Consider the following 25,930-nt stretch of genomic DNA (forward strand, 5'->3'; position numbering starts at 1 on the left):
GTGTCGGGCGCGGCCGATCCTGTAAAAAAGGCGGATGGACGTCATCGAGCTGTCCGACCCGACCGACGCGCAGATCCGGCAGTGGCACGACGTGCTCGCGGCCGTGAGCGCGGGGGACCCGTCCGCCGGTCCGGCGCCCGGGGCCGAGCACACCGCCGCGCGGCTGCTCGGCGCCGACCGGGGCTCGCCGGAACGGTTCTGGGCGGTGCCCGCCGGGGACGGCTACGCGGCCGTCGCGGCGCTGCGGCTGCCCGGCGGGCCGGGGGCGGACCGGCCGGGGGAGATCGACGTCCGGGTGCGTCCGGAGCGGCGCCGCGCCGGGCTCGGACGGCTGCTGGTGCGCTCGGCCGCCCGCGCGCTGCGCGCCGACGGACGGTCCGGGGTCATCGCGCAGGTGTCGGCGGGGACGCCCGCCGTCCCGTTCCTGGAGGCGCACGGGTTCACCTGCGTGCTGACGCTGCGGGGCCTCGTGCTGCGGCTCGCCGACCTGCCGCCGGGACGGGTCGCGGGGCTGCTCTCCGCCGGGCCCGCCGGGTACGCGCTCGTCCGGTGGCGGGGGACGGTGCCCGACGAGCACGCCGGCGCGCTCGCCCGCGCCAAGGACGCGATGGCCGACCTGGTCGAGTACGAGGGCGTGCCGTGGGACGCCGACCGCGTGCGCGAGATGGGCGAGCTGGTCGCCAAGCGCGGGGACGACCTGTACACCGTCGCGGCCCTGCACGACGGGGCGATCGCGGGGTTCACCGAGCTGGTCGTCCCGGCGGGCGGCGGGGACCGCGCTGCGCAGTACGACACGGCGGTCGTACCCGAGCACCGGGGGCGGCGGCTCGGGATCTGGATGAAGGCCGCGATGCTGGACTGGGTCCTGTCCGACCTGCCCGGCATCCGGGAGATCGAGACGGACAACGCGGGCGACAACCCGCACATGCTGGCGGTGAACGAGGAGCTGGGGTTCGTTCCGGAGCGGGAGACGCGCGAGTACCACGCGCTGGTCGCCGACCTGCCCTAGCCCGGGTTTATCCCCAGAACGGCATTCGGGTTTCGGTGCCGGGGGTGCTCCGGCGAGCCTGGTCGCACGGTTCCCGCCCGGGGGCCGTTCCGACGGGAGGCCCGCCGTGCACGCTCATCTGGAGATCCCCGCGCCCCGCGCATCAGCCGGCCGGTTCCTCGTGGCCGGCCCGGTCGCGCCGCCCCGCGCCGCCGCGCTGCGCGCGTCCCTCGCCCGGGGGAGGGGACGCACGGCGGCGCTCGCCCTGGACCTGCTCGGGTCGCCGTACCTGACGCTGACGGCGTGCCCGGCGCCGCCGCTGCCGGACGAGCTGACCGGACCGGGGATCGCGGTGGTGCGCCGGGCGGCGCGGCACACGCTCGTGACGCTCCGTCCGGATCCCGCGGCCGGCCTTTCGTGGACGGGCCGCCGGTTCCTCGCGCAGCGCCTCGTGGCGCGCGCGGCGGCGCACATGTCGGGCGGGCACGTGGTGGACCTGGACGCCCGCAGGATCCTCGACCACGACGTGGGGCCGCCGCACGAACCGGACCTGTTCGTGCTGGACTCCACCTGGCTGAGCGTGTTCGTCATGGGCGCGGGCCCGAGACGGATCCGCGCGTTCACGCGGGGCCTCGCACGGTTCGGCCTGCCGGAGCTGTCGGTGCGGAGGGCGCCGCTCGGGCACCTGCTGACGGCAGCGAACGTCCTGCGCGGGGCGGCGGCGGACCTGCTCGACGAGTACCTGACCACCGGACCGCGTCCACGCCCGCCCAGCGCCCCGCCCACCCGCCCGGGCGGCAAAGCCTCCATCCACCCGCCCACCAGCACAACGAGCACCAGCCCGCCCACCAGCGCAGCGAACGCCAGCGCGCCCGGTAACGCAACGCGCGCCAGCCCGCCCGGCGGCGCGGCGAGCACCGGCCCGTCCACCGGCACGGCGTGCGGCGGCTCCAGTGGCGCGGCGAGCGCCAGTCCGTCTGGCGGCGCAGCGTTCACCAGCCCGCCCGGCGGCGCGGCGTGCGGCGGTTCCAGTGGCGCGGGGAGCGCCGGCTCGTCTGGGATTCCGTTCGCTTCTCCGTCGGGCGATCGGTCTGGCGGCCCGGCCGAGGCCGTGGCCGGGTGCGCGCTGCGGGGCGGGGTGTGGCGTGTTCGTGCGGACCGGGTCGTCGATCCGGACGACGTGCTGCGCTACTGGGGCGCGGACACGCTTCCGCGGAGGCGGAAGCGGGGGCTCGCGGTGCGGTTGGTGATGCCCGGTCCGTCTGGTGGGGTCGGGGAGCCCGGCGGGTGGATGTTGCAGGTCGCTCCGCCGCCGGGGCGCGACGGGCCCGGGTGGTGGGACGAACGCGCCGCCCGGCTGATTCCGCCGCTCTGCCGTCCCGTGAAGAACCGGTGAATACTCGCGCCGCCCGTCCTTTCCGCAGGGGAAACCCGCCGCGTTCTCGCTGCGGCCTGCGGGTTCCCGACGGATATCCCGGCACCCGGAAAACAAGGAGCGAACCGATGATTGCGCGTCTTCCCGAGCCCCTGCGCCCCGTGGCCGCAGGCGCCGAGGCCGTCCGGGACCGGCCGCGATCGGCGGAAACGTCGCCGCGACCCGGTAAATGGCGTCGTGTGCGCGGTATCCTCCAGTTCGTAAATACCTTGCCGTCACCGGCCCGGCTGGGCATTCTGAGGAAGCCCGCGAACGCGGGAGCGAAACGGAATGCCATTTCCCCCGGCCGCCGGACCCGGCGGCGCGGGAAACCGGGTTCGAGTCCCGGCCGGGGAGCGGGCGCACGAGCGGCAGGAGGCGACCGATGGACGTACTGGTCCTCAACGCGTCGTACGAGCCCTTCCAGAAGGTGGACCTGCGGCACGCCATACGCATGCTGGTCCGCGAGGTGGCCGTGGTCGAGGAGGCGGAGGAGGGCCGTACGATCGGGCAGTTCCCCGTGCCCCGCGTGCTGCGCCTCGTCCGTTACGTGGCGATGCGCTGGCGCCACGGCCGCCGCCCCCCGTGGAGCAAGCGCGGCGTCTACCTGCGCGAGCGCGGCACCTGCGGCTACTGCGGCGGACGCGGCCACACGATCGACCACGTCCTCCCGCAGTCGCGCGGCGGCGCCGACACCTGGGAGAACACCGTCCTCGCCTGCGGCAAGTGCAACAACCGCAAGGGCGACAAGACGCCGGCGGAAGCGGGCATGCGCCTGCGCGTCGCCCTGCGCGTCCCGACCTGGAACGAACTGTTCGACCTCTGACCGTCCCACCCACGCTGATCCGGCGCCCGGCCCGACCCGGGCGCCGGTCCCACCCCTCCCGACCCGCGCACCCCGACCACCGGCACCCGCGCCTCCACCCCATCAGCGCCCCGACGCACGCCATCCCTGCCGCACGCCACCCGGGCCGCACGCCATCGCGTCCCGGTCGCCATTCCCGACCCTGGCCGCCACCTGGCGCGCGCCACCCGAGCCGCACGCGCCCGAACCCCGCTCATCCGATTCCCGCAACGCGAGCTGATCGCTGTGAAGGACACGTCGGCGTGGTCGTCTGCTGGGCTGACTCGCAGAACGCGACGATGAGGCGAGGGCGCTTTCAGGCCCGGATGCGCGCGACCTGGAGCCCGTCCGGCTAGAGCCCGTCCAGACCGTGGACGAGATCGCGATGGTTCTGCGCGTCTTCGCTTGCCGCATGACCTGTTTGCCGACCCGACTCGGCTGATCAACCGGTCTTCCTGCGCAGGATCGGCGAGCGACGTATGACCGCGTGGCTGACGAACCGCGACGTCTGAGCACGGCCTCTGACCACGCCGTGACGGATCTGGCGGGCGGGCGGATCAACCCCCACTGTGTGATGCGGAGAGGGCCGACCGGCTGTGGTGCGCTGTTGCCGTTCGGTGCGCTGGTTGCCGCGGGTCTGCCTGCGTGGCCAGGATGGGCGCATGAGGCTGACGACGATGACGCAGGTCACCGTGGACGGTGTGATGCAGGGCAATGGTCACGCGACTCCCGAGGAACTGGCGAGCGGGTTCACGCGGGACGGCTGGGCGCTCGGGGCCTTCGCCGATGACACCGGCGAGATGATCACCGCGACGTATCAGCGGGCGGATGCGTTCCTGTTCGGGCGGCGCACGTACGAGATGTTCGCCGAGACGTGGGGCACCCGGCCGGAGATGCGGGCGCATCCCATCGGGGTCGCGCTCAACGGGGCGCACAAGTACGTCGCGTCCAACAGTCTCGAGCAACCGTCGTGGGGGCCGGTCACGCTGCTGTCCGGGGACGTCACCACGGCGATCAAGGAACTGAAGGAATCGTCGTCGGGCGAGATCCAGGTGCACGGGAGCGCGACCCTGATCCGCTCGCTGCTCGCCGCCGATCTCGTGGACGAACTGACGCTGCTGGTCGTTCCCGTGCTTCTGGGACAGGGCATGCGGCTGTTCCCCGACGAGGGGCCCGCCGCCGCGCTCGAGGTCATCAGCTCCCACACCGACGCAGAGGGCGTCGGCGTGCACGTGTACCGGCCGGCAGGAGAACCGGAGTTGCACCCGGCGCGGCCGACGTAGGCAGACGGCGGCGCCCGTCGGCTGCTCCGCGTCCTGCGCGGCCGAAGTAGGCAGGAGGCGGGGCCTGCCCGCTGCTCCGCCTCCTGCGCCGGCCGGACCGCCGGGCCGGTGCTCCTGGTCGACCGCCGCGCCCCGCCGAACGGCCGCGCGCCCCGAAGGGGGGTGCGGGGTGGGGTTATGGGGCGATGGGGGTGCCGGTTCGGGCGGAGATTTGGGCGGCTTCGATGATTTCTAGGCCGGTGATGGCGTCGGCGAGGGTGACGGGAGGGGGTTCTTCGCCGGTCAGGGTGCGGGTGACTGCGGCGTAGAACTCCTGGTAGGCGCCCGGGTCGGTGGGTTCGGGGGTTGTCGCGCCGGGGGTTCCCAGGCGGCCGTAGTGGGGTGGGGGGACCTGGCCCCAGCCTGCGTCCAGGGGAGTGCCGCCGGCGCGCAGGGCGTCCTCCTGGGGGTCCATGCCGTGGACGGTGTAGGACGCCGCCGAGCCGAGGACGCGGAAGCGCGGGCCGAGGTCGGACGCGACCGCGCTCATCCACAGGTGGGAACGTTCCCCGCCGGGGTGGGCGAGGGCCACGAAGACGTCGTCGGGGGTCCGGGCGCCGGGGCGGCGCGTGTCGATCTCCGCGTGGACGAGTTCGGGACGGCCGAACAGCGCGACGGCCTGGTCGATGAGGTGGGAGCCGAGGTCGAACAGGATGCCGCCCGCGTCGCGCGGGTCGGCGCTCTCGCGCCAGCCCGCCTTCACCTCGGGCCGCCACCGCTCGAAGCGCGACTCGAAGCGGCGGACCGTGCCGAGCGCGCCGCTCTCGACCAGGCGCCGGACGGTCCGGAAGTCGCCGTCCCAGCGGCGGTTGTGGAACGGGATGACCGGCAGGCCCCGCACGGCGCTCAGCGCGGCCAGCGAGCGCGCGTCGGCGGCGGACGCGGCCACCGGCTTGTCCAGGACGACCGGGATGCCCGTCGTCAACGCGGTCCGGGCAAGCGGAACGTGGTACCGGTTCGGGGCCGTCACGACGACGAGGTCGTACCGGCCGGTGGACTCCCACAGCCGGTCCGCGCTGTCGAGCACGGACGCCTCGGGGTAGCGCTCGCGCACCGCCGCCGCCCGCCCCGCGTCCGCCGTGACGACGGCGTCGAGCCGCAGCCCCGGCGTCGTCGCGATCAACGGCGCGTGGAACGCCGAGCCTCCGATTCCGTACCCGATGAGCGCCACCCGCAGTGTCATGCTCCGATCATGGCCGATCGGGTGACGGGGCGTGACGCCGGGGGGCGCGGCGAACCGTGATGATCCGCGCACGTCGTACGCTGTCGGGACGTGCCGCAACGCAAGGGGTGAACGTGTCCAAACCTGTGATCCTTACGGTCGACGACGACCCGAGCGTCTCCCGGGCGGTCGCGCGCGACCTGCGCCGCCGCTACGCGGAGGAGTTCCGGGTCGTCCGGGCCGAATCCGGACCGCTGGCGCTGGACGCGCTCGCCGAGCTGAAACTGCGCGGCGACGACACGGCGGTCCTGCTCGCCGACCACCGGATGCCGGAGATGACCGGCGTCGAGTTCCTCGAACGCGCGATGGACCTGTACCCGTACGCGCGGCGGGTCCTGCTGACCGCCTACGCCGACACCGACGCCGCCATCCAGGCGATCAACGTCGTGGACCTCGACCACTACCTGCTGAAGCCGTGGAACCCGCCGGACGAGAAGTTCTACCCGGTGATCGACGCGCAGCTCGACGCGTGGCGGCGGACCGAGCGGCGCAGCCCGGCGGACCTGCGCGTCGTCGGGCACCGCTGGTCCGCGCGGTCCTACGAGGTCCGCGACTTCCTGGCGCGCAACCAGGTCCCGTACACGTTCCTGCTCGACACCGTCCCGGAGGCCGTGGAACTGGTCAAGGCGGCGGGCTCCCCGGACCTGCCGCTCGTCGTGACGGCCGACGGGTCGTTCCTCGCCGCGCCGACCGACGCCGAGCTGGCCGCCGCCGTCGGCCTCACCACCGAGGCGGGCGCGGACTTCTACGACCTGGTCGTCGTCGGGGCGGGCCCGGCCGGGCTCGGCGCGGCGGTGTACGGGGCGTCGGAGGGCCTGCGGACGGTCCTCATCGAGCAGCACGCGTCCGGCGGGCAGGCGGGTCAGAGTTCGCGGATCGAGAACTACCTCGGGTTCCCCGACGGGGTGTCGGGCGCGCAGCTCGCCGACCGCGCCCGCCGCCAGGCCGAGCGGTTCGGCGTCGAACTGGTCACGACGGGCCAGGTCACGGGGCTGGAGGCGCGCGGGCAGGCGCGGGTCGTCCGGCAGGCGGACGGGACGGAGATCGCCGCGCACGCCGTCATCCTCGCGACCGGCGTGTCGTACCGGCGGCTGACCGCGCCGGGCCTGGACGCGTTCACCGGGCGCGGCGTGTTCTACGGCGCCGCGACGGCCGAGACGCCGGGCTGCGCCGGGCAGGAGGTGTTCGTCGTCGGCGGCGCGAACTCCGCCGGGCAGTGCGCGGTGCACCTGGCGCGGACGGCCGAGCGCGTCCACCTCGTCGTCCGGGCGGCGGGCCTGGAGGCGTCGATGTCGCACTACCTGATCGAGCAGATCGCCGCGCTGCCGAACGTCCGGGTCCACTGCCGCACGGCCGTCACGGCGGCCGAGGGCGACGACCACCTGGAACGCCTCACGCTGACCGGCCCGGACGGCGAGTGGACGGCCGACGCGCAGTACCTGTTCGTGTTCATCGGCGCCGAGCCCCGCACGGACTGGCTCGGCACGGTCGTGGAACGCGACGCGGCCGGCTACGTCCTCACCGGGCCGGACCTGCCGGCGCCGGGCGGGACGGCCGTCCGCGCGCCCTACTTCCTGGAGACGAGCCTGCCGGGCGTGTTCGCGGCGGGCGACGTGCGGGCCGGGTCCATCAAACGGGTGGCGGCGGCGGTCGGCGACGGTGCGATGGCGGTGGCACTCGTCCACCGCTACCTGGAGGGATCATGACGGAGGTCGCGCCCGCGCGCCTGGGCGAGCTGTTCCTGTTCGAGGACCTGGACGAGCGCAAGCTCGCCTGGCTGGCCGAGCACGGCGCCGTCCGCTCCTACGCCGAGGGCGAGGCGGCGTGCGTGCAGGGCGAGCCCGCCGAGTTCTTCTTCGTGCTGCTGGACGGCTCGGTGTCGATGGTCCAGATGGTGCGCGGCCACGAGGCGGAGCTGACGCGCAGCTCCCAGCCCGGCGTGTACGGCGGCGCGGTCCAGGCGTACATCGGGGACCGGATCGAGCAGCGCTACCAGCACACGCTGCGCGCGGTGCGGCCGTCCACCATGTTCGTGCTGCCCGCGCGCAAGTTCGCGATGGCCGTCCGCAAGTGGTTCCCGATGGCGACGCACCTGCTGGAGGGCGTGTTCTTCGGGATGAACAACGCGCGCCGGATCGTGGACCAGCGCGAGCGGCTGACCGCGCTCGGCACTCTCACGGCGGGCCTGACCCACGAGCTGAACAACCCGGCCGCCGCCGCGTCCCGCGCGAGCGCCGAGCTGGGGGAGCGGCTGGGATCGGCGCAGCGGCGGCTCGGCGAGCTGGCGGCGGGCGGCGTGGACTGCGAGCGCATCGCGGCGATCGTGTCGCTGCGCGAACGCCTCGCCGGGTCGGCCGCGTGCAAGGTCGCGCGGGACCCGATCGCCGTCAGCGACGCCGAGGACGAGATCGGCGCGTGGCTGGACGAGCACGACGTCCCCGACGCGTGGGACCTCGCGCCCGAGCTGGTCGCCGCCGGGATCGGCCCGGCCGAGGCCGAGCAGGTCGCGGCGGCGGCGGGCGACCGGCTCCCGGCGGCGATGGCGTGGCTGGCGGAGGTGCTGGAGGTCGCGCAGCTCCAGGCCGAGATCGCCGAGGCGACCGGGCGGATCAGCGCGCTGCTGGAGTCGGCCCGCCAGTACTCCCAGCTCGACCGCGCGCCCTACCAGCCGGCGGACCTCGGGTCCCTGCTCGACAGCACGCTGACGATGCTGCACCGCAAGATCGGGCCGAAGGTGACCGTCCGGACGTCCTACGACCCGGAGCTGCCGCCCGTCCCGGCGTTCGCCGCCGAGCTGAACCAGGTGTGGACGAACCTCATCGTCAACGCGCTCTACGCGATGGAGGGCGCGGGCACGCTGACGATCACGACGGCCCGCGACGGCGACACGGCCGTCGTCGTGGTCGGCGACACCGGCACGGGCATCGCCGAGGAGGACATGGACCGCCTGTTCACGCCCTTCTTCACCACCAAGCCGGTCGGGCAGGGCACCGGGCTCGGCCTGGACATCTCCTGGCGGATCGTGGTGGACCGGCACGGCGGCGACATCCGCGTGACGTCGCGTCCGGGCGACACGCGCTTCGAGGTCCGGCTCCCGCTGACGGCCGAGCGCACGCCGTGACGCGCGCTCACGCGCGGAACGCCTAGCCAGGCCCGGACGCGCGGCCACGTGCCGAACGCCCCGGTGGTAACCGGGGCCGGGCGCGCGGTCACGTGCGGAACGCGAGGTCGTAGCCGGGGCCGGACGTGCGGTAGACGGGCCCGGTCCCGAACGCGAGCACCTCGAACCGGACCGGGACGGCGTGGACGCGCCGTCCGGTGAGCGCCGCCATCATCGGCTCGGACAGGTCGATGATCGCGGGCGGCGCGTGCTGCGCGACCGCCCACGCGGCGGGCCCGAAGTCCTGGACGACCCCGTCCGCGCTCCGGCCGCCGTAGCTGACGCGGACGCGCGTGCCGAGCGGCCAGTACGGGCTCGCGACCGTCCGGGCCGACATGCGGGCGCCGCGCGCGGTGGCCGCGTCCCAGAACGACGTGGCGGTCGCGACGCCGTGCGGCAGCCGCGCCCCTCGCCCGCCCCCGCGCCCGGGCCAAGGCCCGGCCCCGCGCGAAGCCCCGGGCTCGGCCCAGGGCCCGGCTCCGCGCGAAGCTCCGGGCACGGCCCCGCGTTCGGTCGCGGGCGCGGTCCCGTGCGAAGGCCGGGGCGCGGTCCCGTGCGAGAGCCGGTGCGAGGCGGTCGGGCGGGCCGGACGGTAGCCGGTGGCAGCGGCGGGCCGGGTGCCGTCGGGGAGCGGCCCGGTCCGCACCGGGCGCGGCGCCTCCGCCTCCGGGACCTGCAAGGCGAACGCCGCCGCGCCGCCCGCGACGATGAGCGCCGTCGCGCCCGGGGCGGCGAACAGCGCGAGCATCCCGCGCCGCCGCCGGGCCCGCCGCGCGTCCGGACGCTCGACGGCGGGCGTCTCCGGCAGCGCGAAGTCCCCGAGCAACGCCCGCAGATGGTCCTCCACGGCCCGCTCGCTGATCTCCAGCAGCGCCGCGAGCCGCGCCGTCCGGCGGCCCGCCACGAGCAGGCCGAAGACGTGCTGCTCGGCCGCGGTCAGCTCGGCCCGGTTGTGCCGCAGGACGCGCGTCCGGGGCGCGGCGGCGCCGGGCGGGACGCCGTCGGCCCGCAGGAGCAGGCGGGTGAGGAGCATGAGCTGATCGGCGGCGTCCCGAGCGCGTGCGTCCACCGCGTCCCTCCGGTCCTGGTGGCCCCGTCCGTCATGGATCGGGTACTCAGCGTAGGGATCAGGACGCGCACAGAAGGAGGAACGACGAAACGCTCTGAAAAGTCAGGAAAGTCGGATTCCTACTCGAACAGGTCCGGCTGCTCCCGCGTGATCTGGTCGTGCAGCGGCTGGTAGTTCACCCAGCCCGCGATGTCGTTCCCGATCTGCTTGTGCGTCAGCGCCGCGTTGGCGGGCTCGATCGGCACGACCGTCCCGGCCGCCTTGGCGACGAGCTGCACCTGGCACGACCGCTCCATCGTGATGAACCACCACGCGGCGGCGTCCACCGTGCTGCCGACCGTGAGCAGGCCGTGGTTGCGCAGGATGACCGCCTTGTTGTCGCCGAGGGCGGCGGCGATGCGCTTGCCCTCCTCCAGGTCGGTGACGACGCCGGTGTAGTCGTCGAACAGGCCGTGGTCCTCGTAGAACGCGCAGACGTCCTGTGTGATCGGCTCCAGCTTCTGGCCGAGCGCCGACAGCGCGCGCCCGTAGGTGGAGTGGCTGTGCGCGGCGGCGACGACGTCCGGACGGGCCTGGTGCACCTGCGAGTGGATCGCGAACGCCGCCTCGTTCACCGGGTACCGGCCCTCCACGACCTGGCCCTGGTGGTTGACGAGGATCAGGTCGCTCACGCGGATGTGCTTGAACGACAGCCCGAACGGGTTCACCCAGAAGTGGTCGGTGTGCTCGGGGTCGCGCGCCGTGATGTGCCCGGCGACGCCCTCCTCGAACCCGAGCTTCCCGAACAGCCGCAGCGCCGCCGCCAGCCGCTCCTTGCGATGCTTGCGCTCCTCCTCCACCGTCGCGAAGGACGGCGGCAGCCGGAAGATCAGATCGGTGGGGATGTTCTTCGTCAGATCCTCGTTGTTGGCCATGAACCCTCCTCGGCGAGCGCGTTGCCCCCACCTTACGGCCGGATTCCTGCCCCTAACGAGCCTGCTGACCGAAACGGCCGCCGGTCACTCGTAGAGCTGCCCGCAGACCGCGATCCGCGCCAGGTCCTCCCAGGTCACCGTGGTCAGCGGCCGGACGGGCGACCGCGTCGGCCCGCCCTCGGACGGGACCCGCGCGCCGTCGGACACGTCCCAGCCGCCGACGCCGCCCGCCACCGCGCACTCCAGGTACGTCGCCGGGTCGAAGTTGCACCAGCGCGCCGGCGTCGGGCGCGGCCCCGACCCGGACGGGCGCGGCGCGTCCACGCCGAACCGGCCGCGCGGCCCCGGCGGCGCGACGACGAAGTCCTCCAGGTCGGCGATCTGGGCGAGCAGGACGCGCTCCCAGTCGGCGTGGTCGCGGGGCGCGGCGCCGGGCAGCAGCAGGTCCCGGCCGGACCACTTGGGGTCGAACGGCGCGGGGGAGACCGCGACCGCCGCCGAGAACAGCGCCGCCGCGTCGTCGGCCTCCAGCTCGTCGCGCTCGCGCAGCGGCAGGCTCACCTTCCACAACGCGCGCAGGAACCCCGACAACGACCACGAGCCCGCCCGCGTGTCCCGGCCGACCCGCAGGACGTGGAGGTACAGGTCGCGGTTGGTGCGGACGGACGGCGCGAACGGCCCCTCCACCCAGTAGATCTGGCGGTGCGGGACCCCGCTCTCCAGGACGAGCACCTGCGCCAGCGCGGCGACGCGGGAATCGTGCGCGGACACATGGAACTCGTTGCCCAGGTCGTCCTGACGCATGACGTCCCATGTGCCCATGCGGTCTCCCCGTTCGGCTGTCGCTGTTGGTGACGGCGATGCCCGTCCGCGCGATTGTCGCATCGAAGGGCCGGTCGCCGCGGCGCGGGGCGCGCCGGTCACCGCCGCGCCCGGTGGACGACCTGCAGCTCGGTGAACCCGTGCAGCCCGTGCGGCCCGTTCTCGACGCCGAGCCCGCTCCACTTGAACCCGCCGAACGGCTGGTGCGGCGCGAGCGCGAGATGGGTGTTGATCCAGGCGGTCCCGCATTCGAGCCGGCCCGCGATCTCGGCGGCGCGGTCGGCGTCGGCGCCCCACACCGAGCCCGACAGCCCGAAGTGGGTGCCGTTGGCGCGGGCGACGGCCTCCTCGACCGTCCGGTACCGGACGACGGGGAGCGCGGGGCCGAACTGCTCCTCGTCCACGACGCGCGCGCCGTCGGGGACGTCGGCGAGGATCGTCGGCGCGAAAAAGTAGCCGGGGCCGGGCAGCGGCCCGCCGCCCGCCGCCGCGCGCGCCCCGCCCGCGAGCGCCTCGGCGACCAGCTCCCCGACGCGCTCGAACTGCGGACGGTTGTTCACCGGCCCGTACTCGACGCCCTCGGTCATCCCGTCGCCGACGCGCGCCGCGCGGGCCCGCTCGGCGAGCGCGTCGACCACGTCCTCGTACAGGGCGTCGGGGACGTAGACCCGCTTGATCGCCGAGCAGACCTGGCCGTTGTTGGCGAACGCGGCGCCGAACAGCCGTCCGGCGACGGCCGCCGGGTCGACGTCGTCCAGCAGGATCGCCGCGTCGTTGCCGCCGAGTTCGAGCGTCACGCGCTTGAGGTCGGGCGCCGCCGCCGCGGCCACCCGCCGCCCGGTCGCGACGCTGCCGGTGAAGCTGATCTTGCGCGGGACGGGATGGGACGTCATCCACGCGCCCAGCTCGTCCCCGCCCGTCACGACGTTGAGGACGCCGGGCGGCAGCACGTCCCGCAGCGCCTCGCCGAGGACGAGGCTGGACAGCGGCGTGTACGGCGACGGCTTCAGCACGACCGTGTTGCCCGCGAGCAGCGCCGGGGCGAGCTTCCACGCGGCCAGCAGCAGCGGATAGTTCCACGGCGTGATCGCCGCGACCACGCCGACGGGGCGGCGGACGACCTCCACCAGCGCCCGCTCGTCGTCCTGGACGATCTCCCGGGGCAGGTCCAGCTCGGCGTAGTACTTGAACCAGACCCCGGCCCCGGCGACCTCCAGCGCCCCCTCGCCGAGCGGCTTGCCCTGCTCCAGCGTGACGATCCGGCCGATCTCCTCCGAACGGGCGAACAACAGGTCCGCGACGGCGAGCAGGGCCTTGCGCCGCGCGTCCTCGTCCGCCCGCCAGGCGGGCAGAGCCCGGGCCGCCGCCTCCATCGCCGCGTCGAGCTGGGCGCGCGAGGCGTCCGGCGCGTGCTCGGCGACGCGGCCGGTGGCCGGGTTCACCACGCCGAACGCGGCGTCCCCGGCGACGGCCCGGCCGTCGATCGTCATCGTCAGGTCGGCCACCGCGGTTCCTCCTCGGGCGAATCCGAATGGTGTTCAGTCAGTATTCACCCGGGACCGCGGCGGACTCCACGAAACTCAGGATCCGAGGACCCGGTCCAGGAGCGTCCGGTACTCGCGCAGCGCGAGCCGCAGCCGCTCGGTGTCGGACGCGGCGTCGTCCTCGTCGCGCGGGGACAGGGCCAGCCGGCGCTGGGCGAGCGCGCGGCCGAGCGCGTCCACGGCCTCGCCGGTGAGCTCGTCGGCGCGGCGGACGGCGTCGCCGGGGTCGTCCACGAACGCGGCCTGCACGTCGTGCCAGCGGCGCCGGAACCCTTCGGCCTCGCCGGTGTCGAGCAGCCGGTCGCTCTGAGCGGGGCGTGCGTCGGCCTCCGGGCGCGGGTGCTCGCCGGGGACGGCGGCCGGACGGTCCGCGACCGTCCGCAGCGGCCCGGTCCCGGGTCCGTCGCCGGGGCCCCGGCCGGGCGGCGAGCCCGCGACGCGGCGGTCCGGCGTGCGCCGGGGCAGGGCGGCCGGTCCGGGCGGAGCGGGCGGCCCGGACGGGCGCACGGCGCCGTCCGGGCCCGTGCGGTGATCCGTGCCGCGGCCCGTGCCGTCGCCGGTACCGGGTCCGATGCCGTTACCGGGGCCGGTGCCGGTGACGTGGTCCGGATGCTGGTCGGTCGAGTGGCGGTCCATGAGGTCAGCTCCTCCGGGCGGTGTCGGCGGCGGTGTTGGCGGCGGTGCCGTGGGCGGGCGCGGCGGGCTGGATCGGGCCGTCGGGGCGCGTGGCCTCGGCGGGCCGGACCTTCGGCGCGGCGGCGCGCTCGTTCGCCGGGACGGCGAGCAGGTCCTCCACGAGGGCGCGGTAGTGGACCATCGCCTGCCGCAGGTCCTCGGTCGAGGCGCCGCCCTCGGCCGCGCGGGCGCCGAGCGCGTGGCCGCGCCGGTAGTGGTCGAGCGTGCGGCCGTGCTCGACCGACAGCTCGCGGACGTTGGCGTCGAAGTCGCCGGTCGGGTAGCCGCGCTCGGTCATGACGACGGTGACGAGCTTGTCGGCGTCGGCGACGGCCGCGACGGGCTCGTCCACGAAGCGCTCCTGGAGCCCGGTCCACCAGGCGCGGTACTCCTCGCGGCGGGACGGCTCCAGCTCGCGCAGGTCCAGGTCGCGGTGGCGGCGCTCGCGCTCCATCAGCTCGCGCTCGGCGCCGGCGCGGCCGTGGTGGCGCTCGACGGCGCGGTCGTACTCGGTGCCGAAACGCGACCGGAGCCGGTGGGTGCGGGCCTGGCGCCAGGCCAGGTACCCGAGCCCGGCGAGGACGGCGGCGGCGATCACGATGACGACGACCATGAGGGCGGTCGGCATGGGGGATCCCTCCTGTCGGTGTGACGTCCGGATGGACCTTGCGCCGATGCCCTGGTCAAGGGAAGGTAAACCGACGGAGCGCACGCGGCCTCCTCAGCAGGGAGAACGCGGACGCACCGAAGGAAATGACGGATAAATCGGGATGTACTGCGCAGGCCGCGCGGGTCGTGTTCTGATGGACCGTCGACCGTCCCGAGGGCCGGGTCCACGGCCCGTTACGAGAGGTGATGCGTCGTGCGCCACGCCTTCGGTCTCGTCCTCGGCCTCCTGCTGACCCCCGCGCTGCTCTACGGCGCCGCGTGGGGCTTCGTCCAGGCCGGGAGATCCTTCGACGCGCTGGAGGGGGCGGTCACCGATCCGCGGCGCATCTACGGCTCGTTCGCGCTGCTCGCGGCGGCCGGTCTCGTCGTCGGCGTGATCGTCGTCGCGCGCTGGGCCTCGCCGCTGGTGTCCCTCGTGCCCGCGCTCGCGCTCATCGCGCTGTCGGCGTACTTCCTCGCCGACCCGGCCGCGGCGCTGGACCTGCCCGGCCGCGTCCCGCCCGGCGGCGCGCTCGACACCGGGCTGCAGGCCCTGCTCGGCTCCGGCGTGGACGCGCTGCTCGGCTTCGCGCTGCTCGTCCCGGCCTGGGCGCCCGGCCGCTGGGGCGGACGCGACGAGAGCGACGACGCCGCCTGGCAGGAGCGCGCGGCCGGCGCGCACGGCCGCAGACGCGCGGAAGGCCCCTCCGGGGTGTAGGAGCCGGAGGGGCCTTCCATCCTCAGATGAGCCTTGAGGACTGCACCGGGTCAGACCCGGCAGATCAGTGGAACTGGCCCTCTTCGGTCGAGCCCTTGAGCGCCGTGGTGGACGAGTCCGGGGCGATCGCGGTGCTGACCTGGTCGAAGTAGCCGGTGCCCGCCTCGCGCTGGTGCTTGACGGCGGTGAAGCCGCGGTCGGCCGAGGCGAACTCGCGCTCCTGCAGCTCGACGTAGGCGGTCATGCCGTTGCGGGCGTAGCCGTAGGCCAGGTCGAACATCCCGTGGTTGAGGGCGTGGAAGCCCGCCAGGGTGATGAACTGGAACTTGAAGCCCATGTGGCCCAGCTCGCGCTGGAACTTCGCGATGGTCGCGTCGTCCAGGTGCGCCTTCCAGTTGAAGGACGGCGAGCAGTTGTAGGCCAGCATCTGGTCCGGGTACTCGGCCTTGACGGCCTCGGCGAACTTGCGCGCCAGCTCCAGGTCCGGGGTGCCGGTCTCCATCCAGATGAGGTCGGAGTACGGCGCGTAGGCCTTGGCGCGGGCGATGCAGGGCTCGAGGCCGTTGCGCACCCGGTAGAAGCCCTCGGCGGTCCGCTCACCGGTGATGAACTCGCGGTCGCGCTCGTCCACGTCCGTCGTGATCAGGGTCGCGGCCTCGGCGTCGGTCCGCGCGATGATCAGGGACGGCACGTTGGAGATGTCGGCCGCGAGACGGGCCGTGTTCAGGGTCTTGATGTGCTGCGAGGTCGGGATGAGGACCTTGCCGCCGAGGTGGCCGCACTTCTTCTCGGAGGCGAGCTGGTCCTCCCAGTGCACGCCCGCCGCACCGGCGGCGATCATGCCCTTCATCAGCTCGAACGCGTTGAGGACGCCGCCGAAGCCCGCCTCGGCGTCGGCCACGATCGGCGCGAGGAAGTGCGTGTCGCCCTCGCCCTCGGCCCACTGGACCTGGTCGGCGCGCAGCAGCGCGTTGTTGATGCGGCGGACCACCTGCGGCACGGAGTTGGCCGGGTAGATGCTCTGGTCCGGGTAGGTCTGGCCGGCCAGGTTGGCGTCGGCCGCGACCTGCCAGCCCGACAGGTAGATGGCCTTGAGGCCGGCCTTGACCTGCTGGACCGCCTGCATGCCCGTCAGCGCGCCGAGCGAGTGGACGTAGTCCTCCTCGTGCAGCAGCTTCCACAGGCGCTCGGCGCCGAGGCGGGCCAGGGTGGCCTCCTCCTGCACCGATCCGCGCAGCCGGACGACGTCCTCGGCGGAGTAGGTCCGCTCGATGCCCGCCCAGCGCTCGTCGGTCTCCCACTGCCGCCGCAGCTCGTCGGCTGCGCCCTTGAGGCGACTGTCGCTCATCGCATTGCCCTTCTGTGTCGTCCCCTGGGTGCTTGACCACGACTATGCCCCGGAATCTTGGCATCAAGAAACCCGGAGGTAACGAAAGAACTGCGATATTTCCGCTACCATCAACCCATGACGACCTTGCGGCCAGAAGAACCCCTCAACTTGACGAGTGACGTCGATCTCGTCACCTTCGGGCAGCGGCTCCGTCATCTCCGCCGCAGCCGGGGGATGACCCTCTCCGACCTCGGCGCGCGCGTCGGCCGCGCCCCCTCCCAGCTCTCCCTGCTGGAGAACGGGCGGCGCGAGCCGAAGCTGTCGTTGCTGCAGTCCCTGGCGTCCGCGCTGGACGTCCCGGTCGAGGAACTGCTGCGCCGCCAGCCGCCGAGCCGCCGCGCGCAACTGGAGATCGCGCTGGAGGAGGCCCAGCGCGACCCGCTCTACCGGACGCTCGGCCTGTCGCACCTGAAGGCGGGCAAGCGGCTCCCCAACGAGGTCATCGAGCACATCCTCGCGCTGTACGGGGAGCTGCGCCGAAGCCGCACCAAGCCGACCGCGAGCCCGGAGGAGGCCCGCAAGGCCAACGCCGAGCTGCGCCGCCAGATGCACGAGCGCGGCAACCACTTCGCCGACATCGAGAAGATCGCGGCGCAGACCCTGGACGCGGTCGGCTACCGCAGCGGCGCGGTGTCGCAGGGGACGCTCATGACGCTCGTCGGCCACTTCGGGTTCGGGCTCCAGTACGTCAAGGACCTGCCGCGCTCGGTCCGCTCGATCACCGACCTGCGCAACCGGCGGATCTACCTGGAGCGCGAGCAGCTCGGCATGCACACGCCGCGCACGATCCTGCTCCAGACGCTCGGGCACATCGCGCTCGACCACGACCAGCCCCGCGACTTCGCCGACTTCCTGCGCCAGCGCGTCGAGGCGAACTACTTCGGCGCGGCGATCCTCATGCCCGAGCGGGCCGTCGTCCCGTTCCTGCAAGAGGCCAAGGCCGCGCGGGAGCTGTCGGTGGAGGACCTCGCGGACGTGTTCTCGGTGTCCTACGAGATGGCCGCGCACCGGTTCACCAACATCGCGACCCACCATCTGGGCCTGCAACTGCACTTCACCAAGAACGACGAGAACGGCACGATCTACAAGGCGTACGCCAACGACGGCCTGGTGTTCCCGCAGGACGAGGCCGGCGCGATCGAGGGCCAGCGGATGTGCCGCGAGTGGGCGGGCCGGCACGTCTTCAACGCCGAGGACCGGTTCTCGGTCTACTACCAGTACACCGACACCCCGACCGGGACGTACTGGTGCCTGTCGCACATCGACCCGAGCCACGAGCGGGACTTCGCCATCACGCTCGGCGTGCGGTTCGAGGACTCGCGCTGGTTCCGGGGGCGCGAGACCACCAACCGCGTCCGGTCGGCGTGCCCGGACGGCGACTGCTGCCAGCGTCCGCCGCAGGACCTCGCCGAGCGGTGGGAGGGCATGGTGTGGCCGTCCGCGCGGGCGCACTCGCACGTCCTGTCGGTGCTGCCGCCCGGCGCGTTCCCGGGCGTCGACGAGGCGGACGTCTACGCGTTCCTGGACAAGCACGCGACCGAGTAGGCCGCGGAGGGGGCGCGCAAGCGCGGTGCGGAAGATGGCGGCGGTGTGACGGCGCGGACCGGTCCGACCGGGCGAATCCGGCGTGGAATGACCACTGTGTTGTGCGGGTGTTAACTCTTCGGGTCAGACGCTTCCGGCCCGTTCCAACAGGGGGCCATCTGCGATGACATCGGGTTCTCTGTGATCAGGAGCCCGTCAGGGACGTTCGCCCGAAGGGGAGGAGTGCCCATGCTGCCCGAGGCCGCGTCGTGGATGCACCGCCGTACGAGTTGCTCGGCCGACTGGCCGGTCGAGGCGCTGCTCGCCGCCAAGGGGACCACCCGCGTCAGCGTGGTCCTGCCCGCCCGCAACGAGGAGGAGACCGTCGGCGTCATCGTCGGCGCCATCCGCCGGGACCTCGTCGAGCGGGCGCCGCTCGTCGACGAGATCCTCGTCGTCGACTCCCGGTCCACCGACCGCACCGCCGAGGTGGCGGCGGCGGCCGGGGCGGAGGTCGTCGCCCAGGACGCCGTGCTGCCCGGCGAGGGCCGGATGTCGGGCAAGGGCGAGGCGCTGTGGAAGTCCCTCGCCGCCACCACCGGCGACATCGTGGTGTTCGTGGACGCCGACCTGCGCGGCTTCAGCACCACCTACGTGACCGGGCTGCTCGGCCCGCTGCTCGCCGATCCCGAGATCGGGTTCGTCAAGGGCTGCTACGACCGGCCGCTGATCACCGCGTCCGGGACGGCCGAGGGCGGCGGCGGCCGGGTCACCGAGCTGGTCGCGCGCCCGCTGATCAACCTGCACTGGCCCGCGCTCGCCGGGGTGATGCAGCCGCTCGGCGGCGAGTACGCGGGGCGCCGGACGCTGCTGGAGCGGCTGCCGTTCGTCACCGGCTACGGCGTCGAGCTGGGGATGCTGCTGGACGTCCTGCAGACCGCGGGCCTGGACGCCATCGCCCAGGTGGACCTCGGCCGCCGCGTCCACTCGCACCAGACGACCGAGGCGCTCGGCGCGATGGCGGGCCAGATCCTGCTGACGGCGTGGTCGCGGCTGCAGCGGCACGGCCGGATGCTGCCGCTGGAGGAGCCGGCCACCGCGCTGACCCAGTTCCGCCGCGCGCCGGGCGGCCACGACCTCCGGGTGAGCGACGTGGGGGTCGGCGAGCGCCGTCCGATGATCGAGGTGCCGGAGTACGCGGCGGGCCGGGGGTCGCTCCTGTCGTGAAGGAGTGAGTGGCCGCGCCGCGTTCTTGCGCAATTTCCCGACAATCTCGCAGATCACGCTGCGGAACCCCTGTGACCCTGGCCACGGTGTTACCCGTGGTAACTCAACCGGGTGCTACCGTTGGTAACACGCGATATTGGAGAAAGGGTCAATAGATGAGCAACGAGGGAGCCCCGTTCTCGCTGGACCTCAGCGAGGACGTCCGCGAGGTTCAGCAGTGGGTCCACGAGTTCGCCAAGGACGTCATCCGTCCCGCCGCGGAGGAGTGGGACGAGCGCGAGGAGACCCCGTGGCCGATCATCCAGGAGGCGGCCAAGATCGGGATCTACTCCCTCGACTTCTTCGCCACCCAGTGGCTGGAGCCGACCGGCCTCGGCGTCCCGGTCGCCTTCGAGGAGCTGTTCTGGGGTGACGCGGGCATCGGCCTCGCCATCGTCGGCACCGGCCTGGCCGCCGCGTCCGTCGCCGCCACCGGCACGCCCGACCAGGTGACCGAGTGGGTCCCGCAGATGTTCGGGACCGCCGACGACGTCAAGCTCGGCGCGTTCTGCGCCTCCGAGCCCGACGCCGGGTCCGACGTCGGCTCCATCCGCGCCCGCGCCGTCTACGACGAGGCCAAGGACGAGTGGGTGCTCAACGGCACCAAGACCTGGGCCACCAACGGCGGCATCGCCCACATCCACGTCGTCGTCGCGTCGGTGTACACCGAGCTCGGCAGCCGCGGCCAGGCCAGCTTCATCATCCCGCCGAACACGCCGGGCCTGAAGCAGGGCCAGAAGTTCAAGAAGCACGGCATCCGCGCGTCCCACACGGCCGAGGTCATCCTCGACAACGTCCGCATCCCGAGCCACCTGATCGTCGGCGGCAAGGAGAAGTTCGACGAGCGCATCGCCCGCGTCCGCGAGGGCAAGCGCGCCAAGGGCCAGGCCGCGATGAAGACGTTCGAGACCACGCGTCCGACCGTCGGCGCGATGGCGCTCGGCGTGGCCCGCGCCGCCTACGACTACGCGCTCCAGTACGCCCAGGAGCGCGAGCAGTTCGGCCGCAAGATCGGCGACTTCCAGGCCATCGCCTTCAAGCTCGCCGACATGAAGGTCCAGGTCGACGCCGCACGCCTGATGGTCCACCGCGCCGCGTGGATGGCCCGCAACGGCAAGGACTTCAACGCGGCCGAGGGCTCGCAGGCCAAGCTCATCGCGTCGGAGACCGCCGTGCGCGTCACCGAGGAGGCCATCCAGATCCTCGGCGGCAACGGCTACACCCGCGAGTACCCGGTGGAGCGCATGCACCGCGACTCCAAGATCTTCACGATCTTCGAGGGCACCAGCGAGATCCAGCGCCTGGTCATCGGCCGCACCATCACCGGCCTGCCCATCCGCTGACCCCCTCCTTCCCAGGGGGGACGAGCGTCCGGCGAGGCCCGGCACCGCACGGTGCCGGGCCTCGTCCCGTCTCCCGGCGCATAAGGCCGCCGGTTCCGGGCAGGAGCCGGAACCGATGCGCTGGGAGGTGGACGAGATGACTTCGATCAGACCCGACCTCGACGGCCAGGCCCGCACGACGCAGCGCCGGACGCCGGAGGAGAACACCGGCGAGCTGGTCCGGCAGGCCGCGCAGCAGACGTCCGAGCTGCTGCGCGCCGAACTGCGGCTGGCGGTGGCCGAGGTCAAGGAGAAGGGCCGCAGCGCCGGGAAGGGCGCCGGGATGTTCGGCGGCGCCGGCCTGGTCGCGCTGTACGGCCTCGGCGCGCTCGCCGCGGCGGCGATCGCGGCGCTCGCGCTGGTGCTGCCGGTCTGGCTGGCCGCGCTGATCGTCGCGGCGGTGCTGTTCGCCGGCGCGGGCGTGCTCGCGCTCGCCGGACGGCGCGAGACGGCCCGCGCGGTGCCGCCGGTGCCGCAGGAGGCGATGGAGAGCGTCCAGCGCGACGTCGCCGAGATCCGGGAGAGGAGCCACCGATGACCGACGGCCCCGACCTCACCCCGCCCGAACTGCGGGCCGACGTCGAGCGCGCCCGCGCCGACCTCGGCGACACCGTCGCGGCGCTCGCCGCGAAGGCCGACGTGAAGGCGCGCGTCCTGGACCGGGCCGAGGGCCTGCGCGACGGCGCCGCCGCCCGCGCCCGGCGGTCCGCCGCGTCCGCGCGGGCGATGGCCCACGACGACTCGGTCCGCCGGGGCGGCGCGCGGTTCGCGCTGGCGGCCGGCGGCGCGGCGCTCGCCGCCGGGGCCGTCGTGTACGGGATCCGCCGGCGCCGCAGCTCATGACGGCGGGCACGTCCCGGCGGGCGGCCCTGCGCCGCGCCGTCACCGGGTACACGCGCGACGGGCTGCCCGACCGGGCGGCGGCGCTGACGTACTACGCCGTCCTGTCGATCTTCCCGGGGATGCTGGCGCTCGTGTCGCTGGTGGGGCTCGCGGGCACCTCCACCGTCCAGAACATGATCGACAACGTGCGCCGGACGGCGCCGGCCGCGATCCGGCCCGTCCTCGTCGACGCGCTCACCGACCTCCAGGGCGCACGGGCGGGGGCGACCGTCGCCGGGCTGCTCGGGCTCGCCGCCGCGTTCTGGTCGGCGTCCGGGTACGTCGGGGCGTTCATGCGCGCGGCCAACGCCGTCTACTCGGTGGAGGAGGGACGGCCGATCTACAAGACGCTGCCGGTCCGCGTCGGCATCACGTTCACGACGCTGGTGCTGCTCGCGGCGTCGGCCGTCACGGTCGTCGTGTCCGGGCCGCTCGCGCGGCGGGCCGGGGACGCGCTCGGCCTCGGCTCCACGGCGGTGAAGGCGTGGGACATCGCCAAGTGGCCCGTTCTGCTGCTCGTCGTCGGGTTCGTGTTCGCGCTGCTGTACTGGGCGGCGCCCAACGTCCGGCAGAAGGTCCGCTGGGTGACGCCGGGCGTCGGTCTCGCGCTCGCCCTGTGGCTGCTCGCGTCGGCGGTGTTCGCCGTCTACGTGGCCAACTTCGGGAACTACAACAAGACCTACGGCAGCATCGCGGGCGTCATCGTGTTCCTGGTGTGGCTGTGGATCAGCAATCTGGCCCTGCTGCTCGGCGCCGAGTTCGACGCGGAACTGGAGCGCGGACGGGCGATCGCGGCGGGCCGTCCGCCGGACGAGGAGCCGTTCGCCGAGCCGCGCGACACCCGCGCGTTCGACGGCAGGTGAACCGTCCGCCACGCGTTGACATCATTGTCATCACCGGACAGCCGAAACAGCGGAAAACCATTCGTTCCGGACAGTTCTCGGTCCCGTGGCGCGTCCTAGACTCCCGGGCACACCACCCCTGGACCACGAGGCGGACACCAGTGGCAACAGCCGACGGCACGCTCCGGAAAAAGTCCCCCGAACAAATAGCCCGGCAGTACTACACGCTCGTGGACGACGGGGACGTGGACGCGCTCGTCGCGCTGTTCCACTCCGCCGTGCGCTACGAGCGGCAGGGGACGCCCGACATCGACGGGATCGACGCGCTGCGCCGGTTCTACACGGGCGAACGCGTCATCGCCGGCGGACGGCACACGCTCGACCAGGTGCTGAGCGGCGGGGACTGGGTCGCGGTGCGCGGCCGGTTCGCCGGGGTGCTGCGCACCGGCGAGGAGGTCGCGCTGCGCTTCACCGACTGGTGGCACTTCACCCCGGACGGCCTGGTCGACCGGCGCGAGAGCCTGTTCCCGGGCCGTCGCGTCTGAGCACGCGTCTGAGCGTGGGCGCGCGTCCCCGGGCGGGGACGCGCGCCCCCCGGGCTCAGCCGAAGCCGATGCCCCACGGGTCGCCCTGCGGAGCCTGCGCCGGGACGGCGGCCGGCGCGCGGTCCGCGCGTCCCGGCTCCGGCCGGTCGGCAGCGGCGCGGACCCTGCGCACCGGACGGCGGCCGGTCTCGGCCTCGCGCGCCTCGGGGCGGCGCGGGACGGTGGCCGTGATCTCGCCGGGCATGGTGCCTCACCTCGTTCTCTGCGACGGGGACGTGGGGGGACCGAGGTCGAGTCTGACGGCCGCGGCTACCGAGAGCAAGGAAGATGTAACTGTTTGTATATCGTGTCGCCGGGGAATGCTGTCGGGTCGGCCGCGACCGGGCCCCGTTCGCAGGCCAGGCGGTGTTGTCACCGGGTAACACCCCCGAGTAGCGTTCGCTTATGTCTCCGAGCCGCCACCGTCCGCGTTCCCCCCGCCGCGCCCCCGGGACGCCGTCGTGACGGGCACGGGCACGCGTCCGGCGCCGCGCCGCGACCCGGGCCGCCGCCGGGCGCTGCTGGAGGCCGCCGACCGCGTCATCCAGCGCGAGGGCCCGGAGGCGTCGATGGCCGCCATCGCCGCCGAGGCGGGCATCAGCAAGCCGATCCTCTACCGCCACTTCGGCGACAAGAGCGGGCTCTACCAGGCGCTCGCCGAGCGGCACACGCGGCGCCTGATCGCGGGCATCCGCGCGGAGTTCTCCGGCACGGGCTCGCCGCTCGCCCGCGTCCGCTCGACCATCGACACCTACCTGACGACCGTCGCGGCGAACCTGCACCTGTACCGGTTCCTCATCCACCGCGCGAGCGCCGAGGACGCGGCGACGCACAGCGCGATGAGCACGATGATCCGCGAGGTGAGCCGCGAGCTGGCCGAGGTGCTGTTCGCCGAGGGCGCGATGGTCGACCAGGACCGCGCCTACGTGTGGGGGCACGCGCTGGTCGGCATGGTCCAGACGGCGGGGGACTGGTGGCTGGACCATCCCGAGGTGCCCCGCGAGGTCGTCGTGGACGGGCTGGCCGACCTCGTCCTCGGCGGGCTGTCGGCCGCGTCCGAGGGCCGGGTGCTCGAACTCTTCCAGGACCGCTGAGCCCGGCCCCCTCAGGTCCCGGGCGCCAGGTCGAGGTCGTCGACGCGGGGGTCGTCCCGGTCGGCGAGGTAGTCCGATGCGCGCGTGACGTCCGTCCCGTCCGGCGCCCCGATGCGCCGCAGGACGAGCGTCGCTACGACCGCCACGGCGACGTTCACGGCGAGCGCGAGCATCCCCGCGTAGACCGTGGTGGTCGTGTGCAGGCCGAGGTCGTTCAGCGGGTACGCGGTGCCGCCGAAGTGCACCTTGTGCTTGGCCGGGTTCGGGATGCGGTACATCATCCACAGCCCGGCCGCGAGCCCCGCGACCCAGCCAGCGAAGAGCGCCCACCGGTGGAACCACCGGGTGAGGAGCCCGAGCCCCACCGACGGCAGCGTTTGCAGGATGAGGACGCCGCCGATGAGCTGCAGGTCGATGGAGAACTGCGGGTCGAGCAGCAGGATGCACGCGACCGCGCCGACCTTGACGACGAGCGACACGACCTTGCTGACCCGCGCCTCCTCCGCCGCTCCCGCGTCCGGCCGGAAGTACTCGGTGTAGATGTTGCGGGTGAACAGGTTCGCCGCCGCGATCGACATGATCGCCGCCGGGACGAGCGCGCCGATCCCGATCGCCGCGAACGCCAGGCCCGCGAACCAGCTCGGGAACTCCTGGTCGAACAGGACGGGCACGACCGTGTTGGTGTCGGGCGTGCCGCCGTCGGCCAGCGGGTGGACGTCCGCCGCGATCGCCATGAAGCCGAGCAGCGCGATGAGGCCGAGGACGAAGCTGTAGGCGGGCAGCGCCGCCATGTTCCGCTTGATCGTCCCCCGGTCGCGGCTCGCCAGCACGCCGGTGACGCTGTGCGGGTAGAGGAACAGCGCGAGCGCCGAGCCGAGCGCGAGCATGGCGTAGTTGAGCCGTCCGCTGCCGCCGAGCGTGACGCCGTCGGCCGGGTTGGGGGACTTGGCGAACTTGGCCTGCGCGGCGTCGAACACGTCGCCCCAGCCGCCGAGCTTGGCGGGCAGGTACAGCACGGCCGCGATGACGACGACGTAGATCAGCGCGTCCTTCACGAACGCGATGAGCGCCGGGGCGCGCAGCCCCGACTGGTAGGTGTAGGCCGCGAGGACGGCGAACGCGATGACGAGCGGCCAGTGCCCGCCGACCTCCATCGACTTCAGCACGGCCTCGATGCCGACGAGCTGCAGTGCGATGTACGGCATCGTCGCGACGATCCCGGTCACCGCGACGGCCAGCGCGAGCAGCGACGACCCGAACCGCGCGCGGACGAAGTCGGCCGGGGTGACGAACCCGTGGACGTGCGACACCGACCACAGCCGGATCAGCACGAGGAACACGAGCGGATAGACCACGACCGTGTACGGGACGGCGTAGAACCCCGCCGCGCCCGCGCCGAACACCAGCGCGGGCACCGCGACGAACGTGTACGCGGTGTAGAGGTCGCCGCCGATGAGGAACCAGGTGATCCAGCTCCCGAACGACCGGCCGCCGAGGCCCCACTCGTCCAGCGTGTCAAGGCCGGGGCCGCGGCGCCACCGGGACGCGGCGAAGCCCAGCCCGCTGACCAGCAGGAACAGTGCGGCGGCGATGGACAGTTCGACGATGTGCGCGTCCGACACCGGC

General features: G+C 73.6%; 25 protein-coding genes. 15 read left to right on the forward strand and 10 right to left on the reverse strand.

Annotated elements, in window-relative coordinates; genetic code table 11:
* Window positions 1–34 precede the first annotated feature (34 nt).
* The 4 genes from GQ466_RS23950 to GQ466_RS23965 all read left to right on the forward strand — a co-directional run bounded on the left by GQ466_RS23950 (window position 35) and on the right by GQ466_RS23965 (window position 4,529).
* Window positions 35–1,009, forward strand: coding sequence for a GNAT family N-acetyltransferase (locus tag GQ466_RS23950; protein WP_161105283.1), 975 nt, complete (start codon window positions 35–37; stop codon window positions 1,007–1,009).
* A 106-nt stretch (window positions 1,010–1,115) separates the two neighbouring features.
* Complete coding sequence (locus GQ466_RS23955) at window positions 1,116–2,384, forward strand: hypothetical protein (RefSeq protein WP_161105284.1); 1,269 nt, start codon at window positions 1,116–1,118, stop codon at window positions 2,382–2,384.
* Between the two features lie 403 nt (window positions 2,385–2,787).
* A complete protein-coding gene (locus GQ466_RS23960; RefSeq protein ID WP_161105285.1) occupies window positions 2,788–3,228 on the forward strand; it encodes an HNH endonuclease in 441 nt (146 codons plus the stop codon).
* A 695-nt stretch (window positions 3,229–3,923) separates the two neighbouring features.
* On the forward strand, window positions 3,924–4,529 hold the full coding sequence (locus GQ466_RS23965; protein WP_237418321.1) for a dihydrofolate reductase family protein: 606 nt from the start codon (window positions 3,924–3,926) through the stop codon (window positions 4,527–4,529).
* Window positions 4,530–4,704: 175 nt separating this feature from the next.
* On the opposite strand, the gene GQ466_RS23970 is transcribed toward GQ466_RS23965, so the two are convergent.
* The gene (locus GQ466_RS23970; protein ID WP_161105286.1) at window positions 4,705–5,751 is read right to left on the reverse strand and encodes a Gfo/Idh/MocA family oxidoreductase; all 1,047 of its coding nucleotides are present in this window, start codon (window positions 5,749–5,751) and stop codon (window positions 4,705–4,707) included.
* 113 nt (window positions 5,752–5,864) lie between these two features.
* Here GQ466_RS23970 and GQ466_RS23975 point away from each other — a divergent pair, with 113 nt between their 5' ends.
* Complete coding sequence (locus GQ466_RS23975; protein WP_337193606.1) at window positions 5,865–7,496, forward strand: NAD(P)/FAD-dependent oxidoreductase; 1,632 nt, start codon at window positions 5,865–5,867, stop codon at window positions 7,494–7,496.
* Entirely contained in the window at window positions 7,493–8,911 is a 1,419-nt protein-coding gene (locus tag GQ466_RS23980) for an ATP-binding protein (RefSeq protein ID WP_161105288.1), read from the forward strand. The genes GQ466_RS23975 and GQ466_RS23980 overlap by 4 nt, the downstream gene beginning before the upstream one ends.
* Before the next feature lie 88 nt (window positions 8,912–8,999).
* Here GQ466_RS23980 and GQ466_RS32465 read toward each other — a convergent pair whose 3' ends face one another.
* The 6 genes from GQ466_RS32465 to GQ466_RS24010 all read right to left on the reverse strand — a co-directional run bounded on the left by GQ466_RS32465 (window position 9,000) and on the right by GQ466_RS24010 (window position 14,602).
* Entirely contained in the window at window positions 9,000–10,019 is a 1,020-nt protein-coding gene (locus tag GQ466_RS32465; protein WP_161105289.1) for an RlpA-like double-psi beta-barrel domain-containing protein, read from the reverse strand.
* A 119-nt stretch (window positions 10,020–10,138) separates the two neighbouring features.
* Window positions 10,139–10,933, reverse strand: a complete 795-nt coding sequence (locus GQ466_RS23990) for a class II aldolase/adducin family protein (protein ID WP_202421042.1) — start codon at window positions 10,931–10,933, stop codon at window positions 10,139–10,141.
* 84 nt (window positions 10,934–11,017) lie between these two features.
* The gene (locus tag GQ466_RS23995) at window positions 11,018–11,755 is read right to left on the reverse strand and encodes a hypothetical protein (protein ID WP_161105290.1); all 738 of its coding nucleotides are present in this window, start codon (window positions 11,753–11,755) and stop codon (window positions 11,018–11,020) included.
* Window positions 11,756–11,853: 98 nt separating this feature from the next.
* Complete coding sequence (locus GQ466_RS24000; protein WP_337193607.1) at window positions 11,854–13,260, reverse strand: aldehyde dehydrogenase family protein; 1,407 nt, start codon at window positions 13,258–13,260, stop codon at window positions 11,854–11,856.
* Window positions 13,261–13,335: 75 nt separating this feature from the next.
* Window positions 13,336–13,935: a hypothetical protein gene (locus GQ466_RS24005; protein WP_161105291.1), complete on the reverse strand. Its 600-nt coding sequence runs from the start codon at window positions 13,933–13,935 to the stop codon at window positions 13,336–13,338.
* A gap of 4 nt (window positions 13,936–13,939) precedes the next feature.
* Window positions 13,940–14,602 carry a hypothetical protein gene (locus GQ466_RS24010; protein ID WP_202421043.1) on the reverse strand — a complete coding sequence of 221 codons (663 nt, stop codon included), beginning with the start codon at window positions 14,600–14,602 and terminating at the stop codon, window positions 13,940–13,942.
* A 234-nt stretch (window positions 14,603–14,836) separates the two neighbouring features.
* On the opposite strand from GQ466_RS24010, the gene GQ466_RS24015 reads away from it, so the two are divergent.
* Complete coding sequence (locus GQ466_RS24015) at window positions 14,837–15,340, forward strand: hypothetical protein (RefSeq protein WP_161105292.1); 504 nt, start codon at window positions 14,837–14,839, stop codon at window positions 15,338–15,340.
* A 64-nt stretch (window positions 15,341–15,404) separates the two neighbouring features.
* Here the strand turns inward: GQ466_RS24015 and aceA are convergent, their stop codons facing one another.
* The gene (gene aceA, locus GQ466_RS24020; protein WP_161105293.1) at window positions 15,405–16,688 is read right to left on the reverse strand and encodes an isocitrate lyase; all 1,284 of its coding nucleotides are present in this window, start codon (window positions 16,686–16,688) and stop codon (window positions 15,405–15,407) included.
* A gap of 150 nt (window positions 16,689–16,838) precedes the next feature.
* Between aceA and GQ466_RS24025 the strand changes: the two genes are divergently transcribed.
* The 7 genes from GQ466_RS24025 to GQ466_RS24055 all read left to right on the forward strand — a co-directional run bounded on the left by GQ466_RS24025 (window position 16,839) and on the right by GQ466_RS24055 (window position 23,171).
* Window positions 16,839–18,275, forward strand: a complete 1,437-nt coding sequence (locus GQ466_RS24025; protein WP_161105497.1) for a helix-turn-helix domain-containing protein — start codon at window positions 16,839–16,841, stop codon at window positions 18,273–18,275.
* A gap of 228 nt (window positions 18,276–18,503) precedes the next feature.
* Complete coding sequence (locus GQ466_RS24030) at window positions 18,504–19,481, forward strand: glucosyl-3-phosphoglycerate synthase (RefSeq protein ID WP_161105294.1); 978 nt, start codon at window positions 18,504–18,506, stop codon at window positions 19,479–19,481.
* A gap of 155 nt (window positions 19,482–19,636) precedes the next feature.
* Window positions 19,637–20,863, forward strand: a complete 1,227-nt coding sequence (locus tag GQ466_RS24035) for an acyl-CoA dehydrogenase family protein (RefSeq protein WP_161105295.1) — start codon at window positions 19,637–19,639, stop codon at window positions 20,861–20,863.
* A 136-nt stretch (window positions 20,864–20,999) separates the two neighbouring features.
* On the forward strand, window positions 21,000–21,440 hold the full coding sequence (locus tag GQ466_RS24040; RefSeq protein ID WP_161105296.1) for a phage holin family protein: 441 nt from the start codon (window positions 21,000–21,002) through the stop codon (window positions 21,438–21,440).
* Entirely contained in the window at window positions 21,437–21,745 is a 309-nt protein-coding gene (locus tag GQ466_RS24045; RefSeq protein ID WP_161105297.1) for a DUF3618 domain-containing protein, read from the forward strand. The genes GQ466_RS24040 and GQ466_RS24045 overlap by 4 nt, the downstream gene beginning before the upstream one ends.
* A complete protein-coding gene (locus GQ466_RS24050; protein WP_161105298.1) occupies window positions 21,742–22,647 on the forward strand; it encodes a YihY/virulence factor BrkB family protein in 906 nt (301 codons plus the stop codon). The genes GQ466_RS24045 and GQ466_RS24050 overlap by 4 nt, the downstream gene beginning before the upstream one ends.
* Window positions 22,648–22,787: 140 nt before the next feature.
* On the forward strand, window positions 22,788–23,171 hold the full coding sequence (locus GQ466_RS24055) for a nuclear transport factor 2 family protein (RefSeq protein ID WP_161105299.1): 384 nt from the start codon (window positions 22,788–22,790) through the stop codon (window positions 23,169–23,171).
* A gap of 55 nt (window positions 23,172–23,226) precedes the next feature.
* Here GQ466_RS24055 and GQ466_RS24060 read toward each other — a convergent pair whose 3' ends face one another.
* Window positions 23,227–23,415 (reverse strand): hypothetical protein, encoded by a 189-nt coding sequence (locus GQ466_RS24060; RefSeq protein WP_161105300.1) that lies wholly within the window; start codon window positions 23,413–23,415, stop codon window positions 23,227–23,229.
* A 256-nt stretch (window positions 23,416–23,671) separates the two neighbouring features.
* Here GQ466_RS24060 and GQ466_RS24065 point away from each other — a divergent pair, with 256 nt between their 5' ends.
* Entirely contained in the window at window positions 23,672–24,304 is a 633-nt protein-coding gene (locus GQ466_RS24065) for a TetR family transcriptional regulator (RefSeq protein ID WP_161105301.1), read from the forward strand.
* Between the two features lie 11 nt (window positions 24,305–24,315).
* Here GQ466_RS24065 and mctP read toward each other — a convergent pair whose 3' ends face one another.
* Window positions 24,316–25,926, reverse strand: coding sequence for a monocarboxylate uptake permease MctP (gene mctP, locus GQ466_RS24070; RefSeq protein ID WP_161105302.1), 1,611 nt, complete (start codon window positions 25,924–25,926; stop codon window positions 24,316–24,318).
* Window positions 25,927–25,930: the final 4 nt, after the last annotated feature.

The sequence above is a fragment of the Actinomadura rayongensis genome (assembly GCF_009831215.1).
Lineage (GTDB): Bacteria > Actinomycetota > Actinomycetes > Streptosporangiales > Streptosporangiaceae > Spirillospora > Spirillospora rayongensis.

Coding starts and splice junctions, on each gene's coding strand:
- GQ466_RS24040 (WP_161105296.1), top strand. CDS start 21,000: ATGACTTCGATCAGACCCGACCTCGACGGCCAGGCCCGCACGACGCAG.
- GQ466_RS24060 (WP_161105300.1), bottom strand. CDS start 23,415: ATGCCCGGCGAGATCACGGCCACCGTCCCGCGCCGCCCCGAGGCGCGC.
- GQ466_RS23980 (WP_161105288.1), top strand. CDS start 7,493: ATGACGGAGGTCGCGCCCGCGCGCCTGGGCGAGCTGTTCCTGTTCGAG.
- GQ466_RS24010 (WP_202421043.1), bottom strand. CDS start 14,602: ATGCCGACCGCCCTCATGGTCGTCGTCATCGTGATCGCCGCCGCCGTC.
- aceA (WP_161105293.1), bottom strand. CDS start 16,688: ATGAGCGACAGTCGCCTCAAGGGCGCAGCCGACGAGCTGCGGCGGCAG.
- GQ466_RS23995 (WP_161105290.1), bottom strand. CDS start 11,755: ATGGGCACATGGGACGTCATGCGTCAGGACGACCTGGGCAACGAGTTC.
- GQ466_RS23965 (WP_237418321.1), top strand. CDS start 3,924: ATGACGCAGGTCACCGTGGACGGTGTGATGCAGGGCAATGGTCACGCG.
- GQ466_RS23950 (WP_161105283.1), top strand. CDS start 35: ATGGACGTCATCGAGCTGTCCGACCCGACCGACGCGCAGATCCGGCAG.
- GQ466_RS24045 (WP_161105297.1), top strand. CDS start 21,437: ATGACCGACGGCCCCGACCTCACCCCGCCCGAACTGCGGGCCGACGTC.
- GQ466_RS24005 (WP_161105291.1), bottom strand. CDS start 13,935: ATGGACCGCCACTCGACCGACCAGCATCCGGACCACGTCACCGGCACC.
- GQ466_RS24030 (WP_161105294.1), top strand. CDS start 18,504: ATGCTGCCCGAGGCCGCGTCGTGGATGCACCGCCGTACGAGTTGCTCG.
- GQ466_RS23990 (WP_202421042.1), bottom strand. CDS start 10,933: ATGGCCAACAACGAGGATCTGACGAAGAACATCCCCACCGATCTGATC.
- GQ466_RS24035 (WP_161105295.1), top strand. CDS start 19,637: ATGAGCAACGAGGGAGCCCCGTTCTCGCTGGACCTCAGCGAGGACGTC.
- GQ466_RS24050 (WP_161105298.1), top strand. CDS start 21,742: ATGACGGCGGGCACGTCCCGGCGGGCGGCCCTGCGCCGCGCCGTCACC.
- GQ466_RS23960 (WP_161105285.1), top strand. CDS start 2,788: ATGGACGTACTGGTCCTCAACGCGTCGTACGAGCCCTTCCAGAAGGTG.
- GQ466_RS23970 (WP_161105286.1), bottom strand. CDS start 5,751: ATGACACTGCGGGTGGCGCTCATCGGGTACGGAATCGGAGGCTCGGCG.